The sequence below is a fragment of the Herbidospora solisilvae genome (genome assembly GCF_009901565.1).
Lineage (GTDB): Bacteria > Actinomycetota > Actinomycetes > Streptosporangiales > Streptosporangiaceae > Herbidospora > Herbidospora solisilvae.
On record NZ_WXEW01000004.1, the window covers coordinates 556012 to 574001 of the forward strand.

Genomic DNA, 17990 nt, shown 5'->3' on the forward strand with positions numbered 1-17990 from the left:
GCCCGGGGCATGCCAGACTGGCGCCGTCCGCTAATTGCAAAGAACCTTTCCAGTTAGCTTCCCCGGCTGAGGCGTTTGGCCTCTTTGTGCTGCATTCGTCCGATCACTTGAGGGAAGATGCTCGCCGTCACACCGGCCAATCCGCTCTCGCTCGGACAGGAACGGCTCTGGTTCCTGCACGAGCTCAACCCCGACGACGCGTCGTACAACATCTGTGTGACCGAACGGCTCGTCGGGGATCTCGACGTGGCCGCGCTGCAGCGGGCACTTGACACGGTCATGCGGCGGCACGAGGTGCTGCGGACCCGCTATCCGGCCGTCGACGGCAACCCGGTCGCGCTGGTCGAGGACCGTACGCTCCCCCTCGAACGCGTCTCCGGCGTGCCGCTGGCCGACCTCACCAACCGGCCGTTCGACCTCGCGAACGGGCCGGTCGTCAGGGCCTTTCTGACCGACGACCAGACGCTCGTCATCGTGCTGCACCACATCGCCGGCGACGGCTGGTCCCTCGGGCTCCTGTACGAGGAGATCGCCACCCTCTACGCCGGCGGCGACCTGCCCGACCTGCCCATGCAGTACGGCGAGCACGCCCGCAGGCAGCGCGAACAGCCGGTCGACACCTCCTATTGGCGCGACCGGCTCGACCGGGTGCCGGTGCTCGACCTGCCCGCCGACCTGCCCCGCCCGAGGGTCCGCACCGCGAAGGGCGCGGTCGTCACCCGGCGGTTGCCCCGGGAGCTCACCGACCAGGTGAACGCGCTCGCCCGCAAGGAGCGCGTCACCCTGTTCATGCTGCTCATGGCGGCCTTCCAGACCCAGCTCCACCGCTACACGGCCGCCGTCGACTTCGCGGTCGGCACCCCCGTCGCGGCCCGGCCCGACGAGGACGTCGAGAAGCTCATCGGGTTCTTCCTCAACACGGTCGTGCTGCGCGCCGACCTGAGCGGAGATCCGACCTTCCGGGAACTGCTCAGGCGCACCCGCCGGACCGCGATCGACGCGTTCACCCACGCCGAGACGCCGTTCGACCGGGTGGTGCAGGACCTCGGCGTGGCCCGCGACCTGAGCCGGACGCCCGTCTTCCAGACCCAGTTCAGCCTGCGCAGCGAGGCCGGCACCCGCCTCCACCTCGACGGACTGGTCGCCGAACCGGTCGACCCCGACTTCCACCAGGCGAAGTTCGACCTGTCGCTGGAGATCACCCCGACCGGCGACGGCCTCGACGCCTTCTTCGTCTACTCGGCCGACCTGTTCCACCACGAGACGGTCGAACGCTTCGCGGCCAACTTCGAGACGCTGCTGCGCTCGATCGTCGCCGACCCGGAGCGGCCGGTCTCCCGCCTCGGCCTCGTCTCGGACTCCGAGCGGGAGCTTCTCACGAGCTGGTCGACCACGCCCGGAGAACGGGTCGCGCCCGCGCAGGAGACCCTCGCCGAGGTCGTCTCCACCCGGTCGCCCGACAGGGTGGCGATCCGGCACGGGGACGAGGCGATCACGTACCGGAAACTGCACCGGCGGGTCGCCGGCACCGCGCGGGCGCTGCGCGAGCGGGGCGTCGGCCCCGGTGTGCGGGTCGCGGTCTGCATGGAGCAGTCGATCGACCTGGCCGTCGCGCTGCTCGCGGTGCTGAAGGCGGGCGGGGCCTACGTGCCGATCGACCCCGAGTACCCCGGCGAACGCCGCGCGTTCATGATCGAGGACTCCGGCGCGGCGGTCGTGCTCACCGAGATCGGCGACGCCGAGGCCGACGACGTCGAGCCGCTCGGCAACGGCGACGACCTCGCCTACGTCATCTACACCTCCGGCTCGACGGGGCGGCCGAAGGGCGTCGCGGTCCAGAACCGGGAGATCCTCCGCTACCTCGCCGACGCCCGGCGGCGCTTCGCGGTCGAGGACGAGTCGCAGTACGCCCTGCTCCAGTCGCTCGCCTTCGACTTCGGCATCACGATCCTCTACCTGTGCCTCAACACCGGCGGCACCCTGCACCTGCTGCCCGCGCGCATCTCCGGCCCCGAGCTCGCCGAGCACATGCGCGGCATCGACTACGTCAAGCTCACCCCCTCCCACCTGGGCGCCCTCGCCGCCGACACCGACGACGTCGCCGCCCTCCTGCCGCGCAAGCTGCTCATCTTCGGCGGCGAGGGGTCGAGCTGGGAGTTCGCCCGCGACCTCGCCACCCGGGTGCCCGTCGTCAACCACTACGGCCCGACCGAGGCCATCGTCGGCGTCTCCACCTACCGCGTCTGCCCCGACGTGACGCCGACGGGCCCGATCACCCCGATCGGGAGGCCCCTGGGTCATTCGTCGCTGTACGTCCTGGACCGGCACTTGTCGCCGGTGCCGGTCGGCGTGCCGGGTGAACTGTGCATCGGCGGCCGGCTGGCCCGCGAGTACCTGGGCCGCCCCGACCTGACCGCGGAGAAGTTCGTCGACCACCCCCTGTACGGCCGCCTCTACCGGTCGGGCGACCTCGCCCGCTGGCTCCCGACCGGAGACCTGGAGTTCCTGGGCCGCCGCGACCTCCAGGTCAAGATCCGGGGTTACCGCGTGGAGCTCGGGGAGATCGACGAGGCGCTGCGCCTGCTGCCCGGCGTCTCCCACGCCGTCACCGACGCCCGCGACGGCGAACTGGTCGGCTACGTCGTCGCCGACCCCCGGCCCGCCATCGCCGACCTGCGCACGGCGCTGGCCGGACGGCTGCCGGAGTACATGGTCCCGACCCGCTGGGTGTTCCTCGACGAGCTCCCGCTGAAGGGCCACGGCAAGGTCGACCGCGCGGCCCTCCCCGCCCCCGAGGACACCCGGTCGGAGGACGTCCCGTTCGAGCCACCGGCCGACGCGTGGGAGGAGGCCGTCGCCGCCGCCTGGTGCGAGGTGCTGGGCCTGCGGCAGGTGGGCGTGCTCGACGACTTCTTCGACCTCGGCGGCCACTCGCTGCTCGCGACCCGGGTCGTGTCCAAGCTGCGCCGGACCCTCCCCGAGGGCTCGTCGCCGATCGCGCTGATGGACCTGTTCCAGCACCCGACGGTCCGCGCCCTCGCCGCCGTCGCCCGATCGGCGTCCGGCCCGAGGCCGCTCCTCTACCGGCTGACCGGGCAGGGCACCAAGGCCCTGGTCTGCGTCCCCTACGGCGGCGGCAGCGCGGTCGTCTACCAGCCGCTCGCCGACGCCCTGCCGCCGGAATGGGAGCTCTGGTCGGTCGCCGTCCCCGGCCACGACCTGGGCCTGGCCGAGGAGTCGCAGCCCCTCGAAGAGGTGGCCCGCCGCTGCGTCGAGGAGATCCTGCGCATGGAGGCCCCCGTCACCCTCTACGGCCACTGCGGCGTCGGCGGCGCCCTCACCGTCGAGATCGCCCGCCGCCTCGAAGCGGCCGGACGCACGGTCGACACCGTCTACCTGGGCGGGATCTTCCCGTTCGCCCGGCCCACCAAGGGCCTGCTCGGGCGCTGGGCCCGGCTGGCGCGGCTGGAGCGGTTCCGCAGCGACAAGGGCCAGCTCAACTGGCTCACCGCGCTCGGCGCCGACCTGTCTGACCTGGACGACGCCCAGAAGGCGTTCGTCATCGGGAACATGCGCCACGACGCGCGCGCCGCCGAGGACTACTTCACCACCCTGATGGAGAGCGGCGCCCCCAGGCTGAAGGCGCCGATCGTCTCCGTCGTCGGCGAGTACGACCCCGCGACGGACTACTACGAGGAGCGCTACGCGGAGTGGGGCTTCATCGCGGAGCGGACCCGGCTGGTCGTGATCGACGAGGCGGGCCACTACTTCCTCAAGTACCGCGCGGACGAACTCGCCCAGATCGTGGGTGCGAGCGACCCTGACCTCGTCTCGCACCCTCCTGCCGATCCGGCCGGGCCGCCCGCACCAGGCCCGGCCGGGCCGGCGCCCTCGGTCCGGCGGTTCCTGCTGGTCGCGTTCGGGCAGATGGTCTGCCTGGCCGGGTCGACGCTGACCGAGTTCGCACTGCCCCTCTGGGTCTACCTGCAGCACCAGTCGATGACCCAGCTCGCCCTCCTCCAGGTCCTGGCCGTCATCCCCGGGGTGCTCGCCGCGCCGCTGGCCGGGGCGCTGGTCGACCGGTCGTCCAAACGCGCCGTGATGATCGGCGGGAACGCGGCGGCCCTTGCCGTGCAGACCGTGACGGGCGTCCTCGTGTGGACCGGCGACCTGCACGTCTGGACCCTCTACGTCCTGCTCCCGCTGCTGTCGGTCGCGCTGACCACACAACGGCTGGCCTTCACGGCGGCCGTGCCGCAGCTGGTCCCCAAGCGCTACCTCGGCCACGCCAACGGCATCGCCCAGACGGCGCTCGGCATGGCCCAGTTCGTCGCGCCGCTCGCGGCCGTCGGCCTGATGGCGGTCTGGGGCCTGCACGGCATCCTCGTCCTGGACGTCGTCGGCCACGTCCTCACCATCGTCGTGCTGGCCCTGGTGGCCTTCCCGGCCGCGCTGGCGCTGCGCCGCCGCGAGACGGTCGGCCGGGAGATCGCCGAAGGGTTCAAGATCTCCTTCGGCAACCCCTACTTCCGGGCGATGGTCGTCTTCTTCGCGTTCCTGTCGCTCGGCCTGTCGCCGGTCTTCATGATGTACTCGCCGCTGGTGCTGGAGTTCGGCACCGTCCAGGAGGCGGGTGTGATCGCGCTGGTGGCCGGGTCCGGCGCCGTCGCGGGCGGCCTCACGATGGGCCTGTGGGGCGGCCCGTCCAAGCGCCGGATGCGCGGCATGCTGCTCCTCACGTCGGTCATCGCCGTGTCGTGCGGCGTCGTGGCGCTCCGCGACGACCTGGTCGTCGTCGGCGTCGGCGCGTTCGGCGTCAGCTTCGGCCTGGCCCTGGTCAACGGCGTCTACAACACGATCATCCAGGTCAAGGTCCCGCAGCGGTTCCACGGCCGGGTGTTCGCGCTCAACCAGATGGTCGCCTGGTCGACCATCCCGATCGGCGTCGGGATCATCGCTCCCGTGGGCACCGAACTCCTCGGCGACGTCTCCCTGATGTACGCCGTCTTCGCCGGATTCATCCTGCTGGTCGTGATCGGGGCGCTCCTCACGCGGCGACTGGCCCGGTTCGACGACGCGGTCCCCGACGCCACCCCCGACGACCTGGTCGGACTGGAACGGAAGGTGCGGAATGAAGGAAAGACTGGCCGAACTGGTGTCGGAGTCGTGTGACGGCGAGCTCACCCCGGCCGACGTGCTGGCGGCGACCGTGCCGCTGGCCTATCTCGGCGTGACCTCGCTGGCGCAGATGCGGCTCATCGACGCCATCGAGCGCGAATACGGCGTCGAGGTCGACCTGAGCGGCGACGTGACGTTCCTCGACAGCGTCGACGGGCTGGCCTCGTGGGTCGAGGCCGCCCGGTCGGCGGCATGACGGAGCGGGCCGCCTTCTCGGGCGGACGTACGGGGGCCGCGTCGTTCACGTGGGGTCAGCGCGCGATCTGGGAGGCGATCGAGCGCACCCGGCCGGACGACCACTACTTCAACTTCGGCCGGGTGCTGCCGCTCGGCGCGCGCCCGGCGTCGGTGTCGTCGGCGTTGTGGGCGCTGGGCCGCCTGGTCGAGCGGCACGAGTCGCTGCGCACCCTCGTCGCCGACGGCGGCCAGTCGCTGCGGGCGAGCGGGGAGCTGAGCGTCCGGACCGGCGACGACCCCCAGGCCCTGCTGGCCGAGCTGGCGGCGACCCCGTTCGACTACGCGGACGAGTGGCCGCTGCGGGCCGGGCTGGTGCTGTCGGAAACGGGCGAGGTCACCCATCTGGTGCTGGTGTTCTGCCACCTGGCCGCCGACGGCCTGGGCGCCGAGCAGGCCATCCGCGACCTGCGCCTGCTGCTCCTGCGCGGCGGCGCGCCCGCCTCGCGGCCGCCGCAGCCCATGGACATCGCCCGCTGGCAGGGGTCGGCGGCCGGCCGCCGGGTCGCGGCCGACGCGGCGGCCTACTGGGAGGACGCGCACCGGCGCATCCCGCCTACGATGTTCCACGTGCCGTCGGGCGCCGGGGAGTCGCCGCCCGTCTGGCGGGCGTCGCTGCGCTCCCCCGCCGTCGACCTGGCCGCCCAGCGCATCGCGGTCCGGCACGGCACGAGCACCTCGACGGTCCTGCTGACGGCGGTGACGGCGCTGGTGTCGGAGATGACGGGGCACGAGACGGTGGCGATGCTCCCGATCGTGGGCAACCGGTTCCGGGCCGACACCCGGACGGCGGTGACCACGATGTCGCAGGAGGGGCTGTTCGTCCTGGACGTGGAGAAGGTGCGGTTCGACGAGCTGCTGAGCCTGGCGGGTCCGGCGGCGCTGCGGGCGTACCGGAGCGCCTACCACGACCCCGCCGACCGGTCGGCGGCGTTGGAAAGGGTGGCGGCCGACCGGGGCACGGTCGTGCATCCGTGGTGCTGCTTCAACGACATGCGCTTCGCCGACAACCCCGTCTACCGCGACGAGGCGCTGATCCGCCGGGCGCTCGGCGAGAGCACGCTGAGCTGGCCGATGTCGCAGGACCAGCTCAACTGCCGGTTCTGCGTCCACCTGAGCGGGACCATGGACGTGTCGGTGACCGCCGACACCCGCTGGTTGTCGAAGCCCGACATGGAGCGGTTCCTGCACGGGCTGGAGACGATGCTGGTCGAAGCGGCGCTGCGGTGATCGCCTACGCCGAGGCGACCTCGTGCCCCCAGGGCCGCCCGCTCACCTTCCGGCTCGACGGCGACAGCGGCGTGCACGTCCACGACGCCACCACGGGCGCCCACGTGCTGACGACCCGCGCCACCGGCCCGGTGTGGACCCTCGACATCCCCGGCGACTGGCCGAGCTCGCTCTACCGCGCCCACTTCACCGACGCGCCGTCGTCGGAGGTGCCGAGGGCGACGGGTGAGCTGCCCGGCGTCAACGTCTCCGGCGACGACGAGGTCTACTTCGTCGTGACCCCGTCCGGACCGAAGAAGGACATCCTGGTGTCCATCCCGTTCGGCACCTGGCAGGCCTACAACCGCGCCGGGGTCCCGGGTGAGGGCCTCTACTGGACGGAGGACCCGTCGCGCGCGACGGAGGTCACCTTCGACCGCCCGGGCGGCGGCCCCTCCCCCGAACGCTGGGAGGACGGCTTCCTGCGCTGGCTGCGCCCGGCGGGCTTCGAGGCCGACTTCTGCGACGGCCTCGACCTGTCGCCGGACCTGCTCGACGGCTACCGCCTGCTCGTGGTCAACGGCCACGACGAATACTGGACCCGCGAGATGCGCGACGCCTGCGAGGAGTTCGTCCGGCGCGGCGGCAACATGGCGATCTTCGCCGGGAACACCGCCTGGTGGCAGGCCCGCCTGGAGGGCCGCACCCTGGTCTGCCACCGCGACCCCTTCACCGACCCGGTCGACGACCCGTCGCTGGTCACCGCCGAGTGGTCGGCCGTCGGCCGCCCGGAGAACAGCTTGACGGGCGTGTCGTTCCGCGCGGGCGCGGGCACCTGGGGCCCGTCGATGCCGCTGATGAACGAGGAGTCGTACGTCACGCGTTTCGCCGGCCACTGGGTCTTCGAGGGCACCGGCCTGACCGAGGGCGACAAGTTCGCCCAGGGCGCGCTGGGCTACGAGACCGACGCGGCCGAGTTCGTCGAGGTGGGCGGCGTCCCGAGGGTGACCTCACGCGACGGCACTCCGTCGTCGTTCACCGTCCTCGCCACGGCCGACCTGCGCCACTGGCGCAGCGGCGGCCAGGGCGGCTGGGCGACCATGGGCGTGTTCACCTCGGGCCGCGGCACCGTCTTCAACGCCGCCACGGTGAACTGGGGCAACACCCTCCACGACCCGGTCGTCGACCGCATCACCCGCAACGTGATGACCCGCCTCAGTTCCGTATATGACGGCTGGGACGTGATCGGCGAGCCGTCCGACATCCGCGCCCTGGCCGCCGACGCCCGCGTCCTCTACGGCGTGACCTCCGACGGCGCGCTGATGAGCCGCGAACTGTGCGCCCAGAACCTCCCGTGGCGCCCCATCGGCTGGGCCGGCGACGTGACGTGCCTCGACACCCCGCGCGAGGCGGCGGGCACCCGAGGCGTCCTCCTCTACGGCGTGACCGCCGACGGCGTCCTGCGCTCCCGCGCGGCCGTGGAGGTCCCGGCCCCCTGGACCGACGAGGCCCGCTGCCCGGAGGGCACCGTGGCCCTGGCCATCGCCGACTGCACGTTCTGGGTCGCGACCGCGGAAGGCCGCCTGTGGGCGATGCCCTTCACGGGCGAGGAGTGGCTCGACCGGGGCGCGTGCGACGCGGTGGCGATGAGCGGCATGAACGGCCGCCTCTACGCCCTGACGAGCACGGGAGACCTGGTCACCCGCCGCCCGGACACGACGGATGACTGGCACCCGGCGGGCGACCTCCCGGAGGGCACGACGACGTTCACCGCCCACGCGGGCCGCCTGGTCGCCACCACCCCGGGAGAACCGCTGCGCTGGCGGGCGACCCCGCGGGCCGCAGGTCAGAGCTCGACCGGACCGTAGACCGCCGCCTCCCGCCCCCGCGTCATCGCCCAGTAACGGTCGCCGTAGGACCAGTGCCACCACTCGGTCGGATAGTTGACCAGCCCGACCGCCTCCAGCGCCGTCGCCAGCACCTTCCGGTTCTGCACGGCCTCGGCGGAGATGTCGGTGGACGCCGTGTAGCAGGCCCCGTCGCTCTGCTCCGGCGTCGCGTTCACCTCGGTCCCCATGTCGAGTTCGACGCCGTCGTCGTCGCACAGGGTCAGGTCGACGGCGGCCCCGGCCGTGTGGGGCGCGACCTCGACGGGCGAGACGAACCGGCTCGCCGCCACGTGCAGCTCATCACTCGACATGTCCGGAAACGTCGTGCGCAACGTCTCCCGATACTCCTCGAACCACTTCCGCTGCAGCGACACCGGCCGGTAGCCCTCGACGACCATGAGGTGCACGCCCAGCGGCAGCACCACCCGCCGCAGCCGCTCGGCGACCCCCTCCCGCAGGTGCGCGAACGCACCCGCCGGGTCGGCCAAGCGCGGGTCGACACGCAGGAAAGCGCGCACGTCGACGAGCGGCTCAAGGCAATCGATCACCGGTATGGAGGTCACCCGGGGGTCGGAGATCAGAATGACGTCACCCATCATGATCTCCACGCCTCAGGCGATGAGGGGACCGGAACGGGAGGGTGGTGTGGGCCTGAGCGTGCCCTGACCTGACAGGTTGGCGCATCAGATCTCCGTTTCTCGCTTTGCGGACGCGTGGTGCTGTTAAAAGGATCCTGTGACTCGTCAGTGCGCACTCCTCCGGGCTGCTTCCACGCCGATGCGACGGCCGTCCATTCGCGGCATCCGTGCGTAGGTCGTTCAAGTACCTGCTGCGACCCACCTGTAAGCAGGCCGTCGCACTCGCCGCGTGCCTGGAGGAGCACCGGCAGCTTTACAACGCCGCCCTGGAGCACCGCCGCATCGCCTACCGCAGGGCGGGGGTGACGGTTCGCTACGGCGACCAGTCGGCGGAGTTGAAGCACATCCGCTCGGACGATCCTGAGGGGCAGGGCCGCTGGTCGTTCTCCTCCCAGCAGGCCACTCTGCGCCGTCTGGACAAGGCGTACCGCGCGTTCTTCGCCCGGGTCAGGGCCGGGCGCACGCCGGGTTTTCCCCGGTTCAGAGGTCGGGGCCGCTTCGACTCCGTCGAATGGCCCACGGACGGTGACGGCTGCCGGTGGAACTCCCAGCCCGACCATCCCACCGCCACGTTCGTACGGTTCCAGGGTGTCGGGCATGTCCGCGTCCATCGGCACCGTGCGGTCGAAGGCCACGTGAAGACGGTCAGCGTCAAGCGTGAAGGTTCCCGCTGGTACGTGGTGCTCTCGTGCGACGACGTACCGGCGCGACCACTGCCCGCGACGGGTGCGGCGGCCGGGATCGACATGGGCGTCGCCTCCTTCCTCACGACCTCCGACGGCGACCACGTCGTCAACCGGCGCCACCTGGTCACCTCCGCCGACCGTCTGGCCGAGGTCCAACGAGACCTGGCCCGCAGGCAACAGGGCAGCGGACGGCACCGGAGAACCGTCGCGCGCATCGCCGCGCTGCACGCCAAGGTGCGACGCCGACGACTGGACGGCGCCCACAAGGCGGCGCTCACGCTGGTCCGCGCATATGACGTGATCGTCCACGAGGACCTGCGCATCACCGCTATGACCCGCTCGGCCGCCGGCACGATCGAGCGCCCCGGACGGAACGTGGGAGCCAAGTCGGGTCTCAACCGAAGCATCCTGGACGCGGGCTGGGGGGTGTTCTTGAGAATCCTGACGGACAAGGCTGAAAGCGCCGGTCGCACGCTGATCTCGGTGAACCCTTCCGGCACCTCCCGCATGTGCGCCCACTGCGGGCACAGCGCGAAGAAGAACCGCCCCACGCAGGCAGAGTTCGCGTGTACGGCGTGCGGGCACATCGCCCACGCCGATGTCAACGCGGCGATCAACATCCTCAGGGCAGGGCTTGCCCTTCGCACGGTCGTCAACGCGGCTTAGCGAGAAGCCGCCTCGTCCGGGGGGCGGAGGAGTCACATCGTCAGACCGTATCCGAGAAGACCTGTTCCCTCGCCTCCTCCAGGGCGGCCACCAGCGCCCCCCGGAGCACCGGGTTGCCGTCGACTTCCGTCACCGCCACCCGAGGCCGCGACGGACACACGCGGGCCACCTCGTCCTCCACCCGCGCGGCCAGCTCGTGGCCGCCGGCCCGCCCGACGTCGCCCGACAGGACGATGAGCCCGGGGTCGAGGACCACCGCCACGGCCGCGACGCCGACGGCCAGGCGGCCGGCGAGTTCGTCGAGGAAGCTCCCGTTCCCCTCGGCGACGGCCTTGGCGACCAGTTCGGCCACGGGCGCCTCCCCCGGCTCCACCCCGTGGGCCAGCGCCATGCCGTGCAGGGCGTCCCCGCCGACCAGGCGCTGGAAGGAGCCCGACTGGGGGTCGCGCACGTCGGAGGGCAGCGGCTCGCCCGGCACGGGCAACCAGCCGATCTCGCCCGCGCCGCCGGTGATGCCCCGGTGCAGCCGGCCGCCGAGCATGACGCCGAGGCCCTGCCCTATCCCGGCCCACATGATGACGAAGTCGTCGAGGCCGCGCGCGGCGCCGTGGGCCTGTTCGGCCAGGGCGGCGAGGTTGACATCGTTCTCTATGCGTACCGCCCGGCCCAGGTCGGCGCGGAGTTCGGCCAGCACGCCGAAGTGCCACGCGGGCAGGTCGAAGGAGTAGCGAACGTCCCCGCTGCGGGGGTCGACGACGCCGCGGGTCCCGATCACCAGGCCGCTGAGCTGGTCGAGGACGATCCCGGCGCACTCGCAGGCGCGGAAGAGGGCGTTGTGCACCAGCTTGACGGGGTCGCGGGCCTCACTGGGGTCGACGGTGACCTCGGCGATGGCCCGGCCGGTGATGTCGGCGACCCCGGCGGTCACGCTGTCGGGCGAGACCTCCAGGCCGGCGACGTAGGCCGACTCGGGATTGACGGCGTAGAGCGCCGCGTTCGGGCCGCGGCCGCCGGCCCGTTCGCCGGCCGTCGTGACCAATCCGCGATCTTCCAGCCGGGCCAGCAGCTGGCCTGAGGTGACCTTGCTCAGTCCGGTGAGTTCGCCCAGCTCGGCACGGGTGAGAGGGCCCTGCAGGAGAAGGAGCTCCAGGGCCGATCTGTCGTTTATCTGCCGGAGCAGCCGGGGCGTGCCGGGGCGTCGGGCCACCGCTGTCTCCCTTCTCGTCACGATCCGCTAACGCGGGTTTTTTTTAAGAAAGTTTCTTGTTAGTTTAACGGCAGTCACCCCATAGGCAAGCGATCAAGCCTCTGAGGTGCCACAAACGCCGACCGTCAGCAACCCCAAGGTGCCTGGCCCGCCGACACCTCAACTTGCCTAGACGAGAAGCCGGGAAGGGAGAACCCCCAACGTGAAGATCGTGAAGATCGCCGGCATCACCGCCGCCCTCGCCCTGGGTGTCGCCGCTTGTGGTGGTGGCGAGACCGCCGAGCCGGCCCCCGCCGCCTCCGCCGCCGAATCGGCCCCCGCCGCCTCCGGTCCCAAGTTCGCCGGTCAGACGCTGACCATGTGGCGTCTCGGCGACTCGAACCCGCCGGCCCAGGCCTACATGGACGACCTGAACGCCGAGTTCCAGAAGGTCACCGGCGCCACGGTCAAGCTGGAGTGGATCCCGTGGCCGCAGGTGAACGACAAGTTCACCGCCGCCGCCGCGGGTGGCGCCGGCCCCGACGTCACCGAGATCGGCAACGACCAGGTGCCGCTGTGGGTCAGCCAGGAGGCGCTGAGCCCGATCACGGCGCTCACCAGCGCCGGCGACCAGGCCCAGATCCCGAAGAACCTCTTCGGCCTGGAGACCATCGACGGCGAGGTCTACGCCGTGCCGTGGGGCGCCGGCACCCGCGCGGTCCTCTACCGCAAGGACTGGTTCGACGAGCTGAAGATCGAGGTGCCGAAGACCTGGGACGAGGTCGTCGCCGCCGCGAAGAAGATCCAGGAGGAGAAGGGCAAGGACGTCGACGGCTTCGCCTTCAACGGCGGCTCCGACGCCAACCACCTCCTCGGCGCCATGGCCTGGTCCGAGGGCGGCGACTACGCCGTCAAGGAAGGCGACAAGTGGGTGGGCAAGCTCACCGACCCGACCTTCAAGGCCGGCTTCGAGACGTACACGGGCCTGGTGACCAGCGGTCTGTCGGGCAAGTCGCGGCTGACCCAGAACACCGTGGACATCCGCACCCGCTTCGCCAACGACAAGGTCGGCATGTACCTGACCGCGTCGTGGGACATCCCGGGCATCGAGACCGACTCCAAGGGCAAGGTGAAGGCCGACCAGCTCGCCTTCTTCCCGCTCCCCGCCAAGACCGGCGGTGAGGCCCCGGCCTTCTTCGGCGGCAACGACATCGCCGTGTGGGGCACCACCAAGAACGCCGAGCTCGCCCAGGAGTACATCAAGCTCGCCACGAGCAAGCAGTGGGCCGACCGCTACGCCAAGGACGGCGGTCTGCTCCCGGTCTACCCGGACACGCTGGCCTCGCTGGCCAGCGACCCGGTCCAGGCCCCGTTCGCGGCGGCGTTCGCCAAGGCCCGGTCCTTCCCGGCCGACCCGAACTGGACCGAGGCGGGCGAGACCAAGGCGGTGCTGCAGAACGCGGCCCGCTCGGTCATCGAGGGCAAGGCCTCGGCCGATGAGGCGCTCGCGACGGCCAACAAGGAACTCGAAGACATCCTCAACCAGTAGCGACGATGACCGACACGTCGATCGCCCGCCGCTCTCACCGTCCACCGAAGAAGGCCTCGGGTCTCAACCCGAAGTACATCCCGTACGCGCTGCTCATCCCCGGCATCGCCGTGATCGCCGCGCTGCTGCTCTACCCGATGTTCCAGGTGTTCGTCATCTCGTTCCAGAAGGTCGGGCTACCGCAGATCCGGGACGTCAACCCCAAGCCGGCCGAATGGCTCGGGTGGGAGAACTACACCAAGGTCTTCGAGAACGACATCTTTTGGTCGTCCCTCCGCAACACCATCGGGTTCGCCGTGATCACGGTGACCCTCACCCTGGTCGTCGGCACCGCCGTCGGTGTGCTGCTCAACCAGCTCAGCAAGCGCATGTCCACATTCGTGATCGTCGGCATCATGGCCGCGTGGGCGGTCCCGCCGGTCGCGCAGGGCGTGATCTGGCGCTGGCTGTTCGACGCCGAGGCCGGGATCATCAACTGGGCGCTGAACCTGCTGCCCGACTTCCTGTCCACCGCCCTGTTCGGGCGGGCCGACTGGAGCGGTGAACCGTGGACCAACGAAGCGGTCTCGATCTACGTGATCCTGATCGTGATGGTGCTCTGGTCGTCGTTCCCCTTCGTCGCCGTCTCGGTGCTGGCCGGTCTCAAGGGCATCCCCACGGAGCTGTACGAAGCGGCCCGGGTGGACGGGTCAAGCCCCTGGCGGACCTTCTGGAAGATCACCTTCCCGCTGCTGAAGCCGGTCTTCGCGGTCCTGACGATCCTGTCCATCATCTGGGACTTCAAGGTCTTCTCGCAGCTCTACACCCTGATGAACGGCCCCACGGTGCGTGAGGCGTTCAACCTGTCCGTCTTCTCGTTCGCGGAGGCCTTCAAGGCCCCGCCCAAGATGGGCTCCGGCGCGGCCATCGCGGTGATCCTCACGATCATCCTGCTGATCGTGACCGCGTTCTACGTCCGTCAGATGGTGAAGTCGGAGGAGGTGCAGTGACCGCTCCACCGATTTACCGGAATCAGGACGAGCTCGCCCGCATGCGGAACAACGGCAGGTTCCGGAAGAAGGCCCGCAGGATCGCCCTCAACACGACGGCCACGCTCGTGTTCCTCGTCGCGATGTTCCCCGTGTACTGGATGGTCTCCACGGCCTTCAAGACCAACGACCAGATCTTCACCACGGAGTTCATCCCGTTCCCGACGAGCTTCACCTTCGAGCACATCGACCGGGTGCTCAGCGAGGGCGTCGCCGGCAACTCCATCTGGCTCTACCTGCGCAACAGCGCGATCGTCGCCCTCGGCACGGTCGCGGTGGGCGCGGTCTTCTCGCTGCTGGCCGCCACCGCGGTGGCCCGCTTCAAGTTCAAGGGCCGCACCTCGTTCCTGATCACTCTGCTGGTCGTGCAGATGATCCCGGCCGAGGCGCTGCTGATCCCGCTCTTCCTGAGCGTCAAGCGACTGGGCCTGTACGACCAGTTGCTCGGCCTCATCGTCATCAACGTCGGCCTGACGCTCCCGTTCGGCATCTGGATGCTGCGCACCTTCGTGGCCGCCGTGCCGAAGTCGCTGGAGGAGGCCGCCTGGATCGACGGCGCGAGCCGGATGACGGCGTTCTGGAAGGTACTGTTCCCCCTGGTGGCGCCCGGTCTGGTCGCGACCAGCATCTTCTCCTTCATCACCGCGTGGAACGAACTGATCTTCGCCCTCGTGCTGATGAGCCCCGACGGCTACACCATGCCCGTCGCGTTGCAGTTCTTCTTCGGACAGCGGGGCACCGACTGGGGCGCCATCATGGCCAGCTCCACCCTGATGACGATCCCCGTCGTCGTGTTCTTCCTCCTGGTGCAGCGACGCATGGTCTCCGGCCTCGTCGCGGGCGCCGTCAAGGGCTGACCGCCCAAACCCTGAGCGGGTACGGCCCCGGGACCCGGGGCCGTGCCCTCCCATGTCCATGATCGGAGTCATGAATCCCCATGCCTGAAGTACCCGCGAGCCACAGCGATCGGGGGCTGCGCCGTCTCGCGGCCGGCACGCTGCTCGTGACCTTCCGAGGCCCGGCCGCGCCCGACTGGGTGCTGGACGGCCTGTCCGGAGGTCTCGGCGGCGTCTGCCTCTTCGGCTTCAACGTCGAAGGCCCCGAACAGGTCGCCACGCTCACGTCGAGCCTGACGAACGCCGGCGACCCGGTGATCTCCCTCGACGAGGAGGGCGGCGACGTCACCCGGCTCGCCTACCACGTCGGCAGCGAATACCCGGGCAACGCGGCGCTCGGCGCCGTCGACGACGTCGACCTCACCGAGCGGGTCTACCGCTCGATCGCGGGCGACCTCGTGAAGGCCGGCGTCAACCTCGACATGGCCCCGTCGGCCGACGTCAACACCGCCGACGACAACCCGGTGATCGGCACCCGCTCCTTCGGCTCCGACGCCGCGCTCGTGTCCCGCCACACGGTCGCCGCCGTCCGCGGCCTCCAGTCGCTCGGCGTGGCCGCCTGCGTGAAGCACTTCCCCGGCCACGGCGCGACCACGGAGGACTCCCACCTGGCCATCCCGGTCGTGGACGCCTCCCTGGAACTGCTGCGCGAGCGCGAGCTGGCCCCGTTCCGGGCCGCGATCGAGGCCGGCACCCGGTCGATCATGACCGCCCACGTGGCCGTCCCGGCGCTGACCGGCGACACCCCCGCCACGCTCAGCCCGCGCGCGCTGACCACGCTGCTGCGCGGCGAACTCGGCTACGACGGCGTGGTCGTCACCGACGCCCTCGACATGCACGCCATCACCAAGAGCGTGGGCCTCGGCGGCGGCGCGGTGTTGTCGCTGAAGGCGGGCGCCGACCTGCTGTGCATGGGGTCGATCCCGACGCAGGCGGAGACCGAGGCCGTCATCGGCGCCATCGTGGCGGCGGTCCGGGCGGGCGACCTGGCGGTCGAGCGCCTGGAGGAGGCCGTGGCCCGTGCGCAGCGCCTGCGCGACTGGGCCCGCGAGACCCGGGGCCAGCACACCGAGGACACCGTGATCGGCCTGCAGGCCGCCCGCCGCGCGGTCCGGATCAGCGGGGCCACGCTGCCGCTGCGCAACCCGTTCGTGGTCGAGGTCGACACCCCGCCCACGATCGCCGTCGGCGACGTGCCGTGGGGCGTCGCGCCGTGGTTGCCGGAGGCGGAGATCGTCCGGGTCAAGCCGGAGGAGGCCCACGCCGCCGACCTGCTCACGCGGGCCCGGGGCCGGTCGCTGGTCGTGGTCGTCAAGGACGCCCACCGCTACCCCGCCAGCCGCGACCTGGTGACCGAACTCGTCTCGGCCCGCCCCGACGGCGTGGTCATGGAGATGGGACTGCCGATCTGGCGCCCCGACCACGGCGTGCACATCGCGACCTACGGCGCCGCCCGCGCCAACGCCCGGGCGGCGGTCGAACTCCTCACCGCCTGACTAGGACGCGAAGATCTCCTCGCGCGCCTGTTCTAAAGCGGCGATGACCGCGCCGCGCAGCACCGGGTTGCCGGGCACCTCGGAGGTCACGACCTGCGGCCGGATCGGGCAGATGCGGGCCACCGCCTGTTCGACCCGGCCGGTCAGGGACACGCCTCCGGCCAGCCCGACCTCTCCGGCGAGCACGACCAGCCCCGGGTCGAGCACCACGCACACCGACGCCACCCCGAGCGCCAGCCGGGAGGCGATCTCGTCGAGCAGCCGGTCGCCCTGGTCGCCCGCGTCGACGGCGGCGGTCACGCACTCGGCCGCTGTGGCCCCCTCGAACCCGAGGTCGCGGGCCAGGTCGAGCACCGCGACGGAGCTCACCAGCGACTGCAGACCACCCGCGAGCGAAGGCAGCCGCCCCGGCTCCGACCGCACGTCCTCGGCCAGCGGCACGCCCGGCACCGGCAGGTAGCCGATCTCGCCCGCGCTGCCCGAACGCCCGCGGTGCAGCCGCCCGCCCAGCACGACGGCCAGGCCGATGCCGCGCCCGACCCAGAGCAGCACGAAGTCGTCGGCCCGCCGGGCCGCGCCGTTCGACCGCTCGGCGATGGCGGCGAGGTTCACGTCGTTCTCGATCCGCACCGACCGCTTCAGGTCGCGCGCCAGCGCCTCGTGGATGCCCTCGTGCCAGTGGGGCAGGTCGAAGGAGAACTGCACGTCGCCGGTGCGCGGGTCGACGACGCCGGGCGTGCCGATCACGACGCCCTTCAGCCGCGACAAGGCGACCTTGGCCGACCGGCAGGCCTTCACGACCGCGTTGTGCACCATCGAGACGGGGTCGTCGGAGCCGTTGGGCGTGGCGGTGACCTCGGCCACCACGTCGCCCTTGATGTCGGCGATGGCCGCGGTGACGTGTTCGGGCCCGACGTCGAGCCCCGCCACGTAGGCGCACGAGGCGATCACGCCGTAGAGGGCCGCGTTGGGCCCCCGGTTCCCCGCCTGCTCTCCGACGACCTCGACGAGCCCCCGCTCCTCGAGTCGTGACAACGTCTGGGAGGCGGTCACCTTGGACAGACCGGTCAGGTCACCGATCTGGCCGCGCGTCAGCGGCCCGGAGGCCAGCAGAAGTTCGAGGGCGGCCCGGTCGTTGATCTCCCGGAGCAACCTGGGCACGCCAGGACGTCGCTCCATGCTCCTGCTTTCTATGATCGCCCCCGCGACAACTGTCAACAAACTTTTCCGGCCAGCTTAGCGACTATACGGGCTCCCGGAAATCGACCCTTGATACCGCTCCCACCCGGGCGAAAGGATCACTTCATGCGTCCGGTGGCGGCAGTGACTCTGGGT

12 protein-coding genes are annotated in these 17990 nt (G+C 71.1%); 9 read left to right on the forward strand and 3 right to left on the reverse strand.

Translation table 11 applies throughout. From position 1 onward, the window contains the following. The first annotated feature begins 117 nt into the window (after nucleotides 1–117). The 4 genes from GT755_RS15955 to GT755_RS15970 are packed head-to-tail and all read left to right on the forward strand — an operon-like array spanning nucleotide 118 to nucleotide 8489. Nucleotides 118–5172 carry a non-ribosomal peptide synthetase/MFS transporter gene (locus GT755_RS15955; RefSeq protein ID WP_161480480.1) on the forward strand — a complete coding sequence of 1685 codons (5055 nt, stop codon included), beginning with the start codon at nucleotides 118–120 and terminating at the stop codon, nucleotides 5170–5172. Continuing rightward, entirely contained in the window at nucleotides 5132–5374 is a 243-nt protein-coding gene (locus GT755_RS15960) for an acyl carrier protein (RefSeq protein ID WP_161480481.1), read from the forward strand. Before GT755_RS15955 ends, GT755_RS15960 begins: the two co-directional genes overlap by 41 nt. Next, complete coding sequence (locus GT755_RS15965) at nucleotides 5371–6642, forward strand: condensation domain-containing protein (protein ID WP_161480482.1); 1272 nt, start codon at nucleotides 5371–5373, stop codon at nucleotides 6640–6642. Before GT755_RS15960 ends, GT755_RS15965 begins: the two co-directional genes overlap by 4 nt. Further along, on the forward strand, nucleotides 6639–8489 hold the full coding sequence (locus GT755_RS15970; RefSeq protein WP_161480483.1) for a N,N-dimethylformamidase beta subunit family domain-containing protein: 1851 nt from the start codon (nucleotides 6639–6641) through the stop codon (nucleotides 8487–8489). Before GT755_RS15965 ends, GT755_RS15970 begins: the two co-directional genes overlap by 4 nt. On the opposite strand, the gene GT755_RS15975 is transcribed toward GT755_RS15970, so the two are convergent. After that, complete coding sequence (locus tag GT755_RS15975) at nucleotides 8468–9106, reverse strand: M15 family metallopeptidase (protein ID WP_161480484.1); 639 nt, start codon at nucleotides 9104–9106, stop codon at nucleotides 8468–8470. The genes GT755_RS15970 and GT755_RS15975 overlap by 22 nt on opposite strands. 209 nt (nucleotides 9107–9315) lie before the next feature. Here GT755_RS15975 and GT755_RS15980 point away from each other — a divergent pair, with 209 nt between their 5' ends. Continuing rightward, nucleotides 9316–10500, forward strand: coding sequence for an RNA-guided endonuclease InsQ/TnpB family protein (locus GT755_RS15980; protein WP_161480485.1), 1185 nt, complete (start codon nucleotides 9316–9318; stop codon nucleotides 10498–10500). Between the two features lie 40 nt (nucleotides 10501–10540). On the opposite strand, the gene GT755_RS15985 is transcribed toward GT755_RS15980, so the two are convergent. Beyond that, a complete protein-coding gene (locus tag GT755_RS15985; RefSeq protein WP_161480486.1) occupies nucleotides 10541–11707 on the reverse strand; it encodes an ROK family transcriptional regulator in 1167 nt (388 codons plus the stop codon). A gap of 202 nt (nucleotides 11708–11909) precedes the next feature. Here GT755_RS15985 and GT755_RS15990 point away from each other — a divergent pair, with 202 nt between their 5' ends. The 4 genes from GT755_RS15990 (at nucleotide 11910) to GT755_RS16005 (ending at nucleotide 16655) form a co-directional block, all read left to right on the forward strand. Beyond that, the gene (locus tag GT755_RS15990; protein ID WP_161480487.1) at nucleotides 11910–13235 is read left to right on the forward strand and encodes an extracellular solute-binding protein; all 1326 of its coding nucleotides are present in this window, start codon (nucleotides 11910–11912) and stop codon (nucleotides 13233–13235) included. A gap of 5 nt (nucleotides 13236–13240) precedes the next feature. Beyond that, complete coding sequence (locus GT755_RS15995) at nucleotides 13241–14224, forward strand: carbohydrate ABC transporter permease (protein WP_161480488.1); 984 nt, start codon at nucleotides 13241–13243, stop codon at nucleotides 14222–14224. A 41-nt stretch (nucleotides 14225–14265) separates the two neighbouring features. Then, on the forward strand, nucleotides 14266–15120 hold the full coding sequence (locus tag GT755_RS16000) for a carbohydrate ABC transporter permease (RefSeq protein WP_161480645.1): 855 nt from the start codon (nucleotides 14266–14268) through the stop codon (nucleotides 15118–15120). An 80-nt stretch (nucleotides 15121–15200) separates the two neighbouring features. Next, nucleotides 15201–16655, forward strand: a complete 1455-nt coding sequence (locus GT755_RS16005; protein WP_161480489.1) for a glycoside hydrolase family 3 protein — start codon at nucleotides 15201–15203, stop codon at nucleotides 16653–16655. On the opposite strand, the gene GT755_RS16010 is transcribed toward GT755_RS16005, so the two are convergent. Continuing rightward, nucleotides 16656–17834: an ROK family transcriptional regulator gene (locus GT755_RS16010; RefSeq protein WP_161480490.1), complete on the reverse strand. Its 1179-nt coding sequence runs from the start codon at nucleotides 17832–17834 to the stop codon at nucleotides 16656–16658. Between the last annotated feature and the right edge of the window lie 156 nt (nucleotides 17835–17990).

Coding starts and splice junctions, on each gene's coding strand:
- GT755_RS15995 (WP_161480488.1), top strand. CDS start 13,241: ATGACCGACACGTCGATCGCCCGCCGCTCTCACCGTCCACCGAAGAAG.
- GT755_RS15965 (WP_161480482.1), top strand. CDS start 5,371: ATGACGGAGCGGGCCGCCTTCTCGGGCGGACGTACGGGGGCCGCGTCG.
- GT755_RS16005 (WP_161480489.1), top strand. CDS start 15,201: ATGCCTGAAGTACCCGCGAGCCACAGCGATCGGGGGCTGCGCCGTCTC.
- GT755_RS16000 (WP_161480645.1), top strand. CDS start 14,266: ATGCGGAACAACGGCAGGTTCCGGAAGAAGGCCCGCAGGATCGCCCTC.
- GT755_RS15955 (WP_161480480.1), top strand. CDS start 118: ATGCTCGCCGTCACACCGGCCAATCCGCTCTCGCTCGGACAGGAACGG.
- GT755_RS15960 (WP_161480481.1), top strand. CDS start 5,132: ATGAAGGAAAGACTGGCCGAACTGGTGTCGGAGTCGTGTGACGGCGAG.
- GT755_RS16010 (WP_161480490.1), bottom strand. CDS start 17,834: ATGGAGCGACGTCCTGGCGTGCCCAGGTTGCTCCGGGAGATCAACGAC.
- GT755_RS15975 (WP_161480484.1), bottom strand. CDS start 9,106: ATGGGTGACGTCATTCTGATCTCCGACCCCCGGGTGACCTCCATACCG.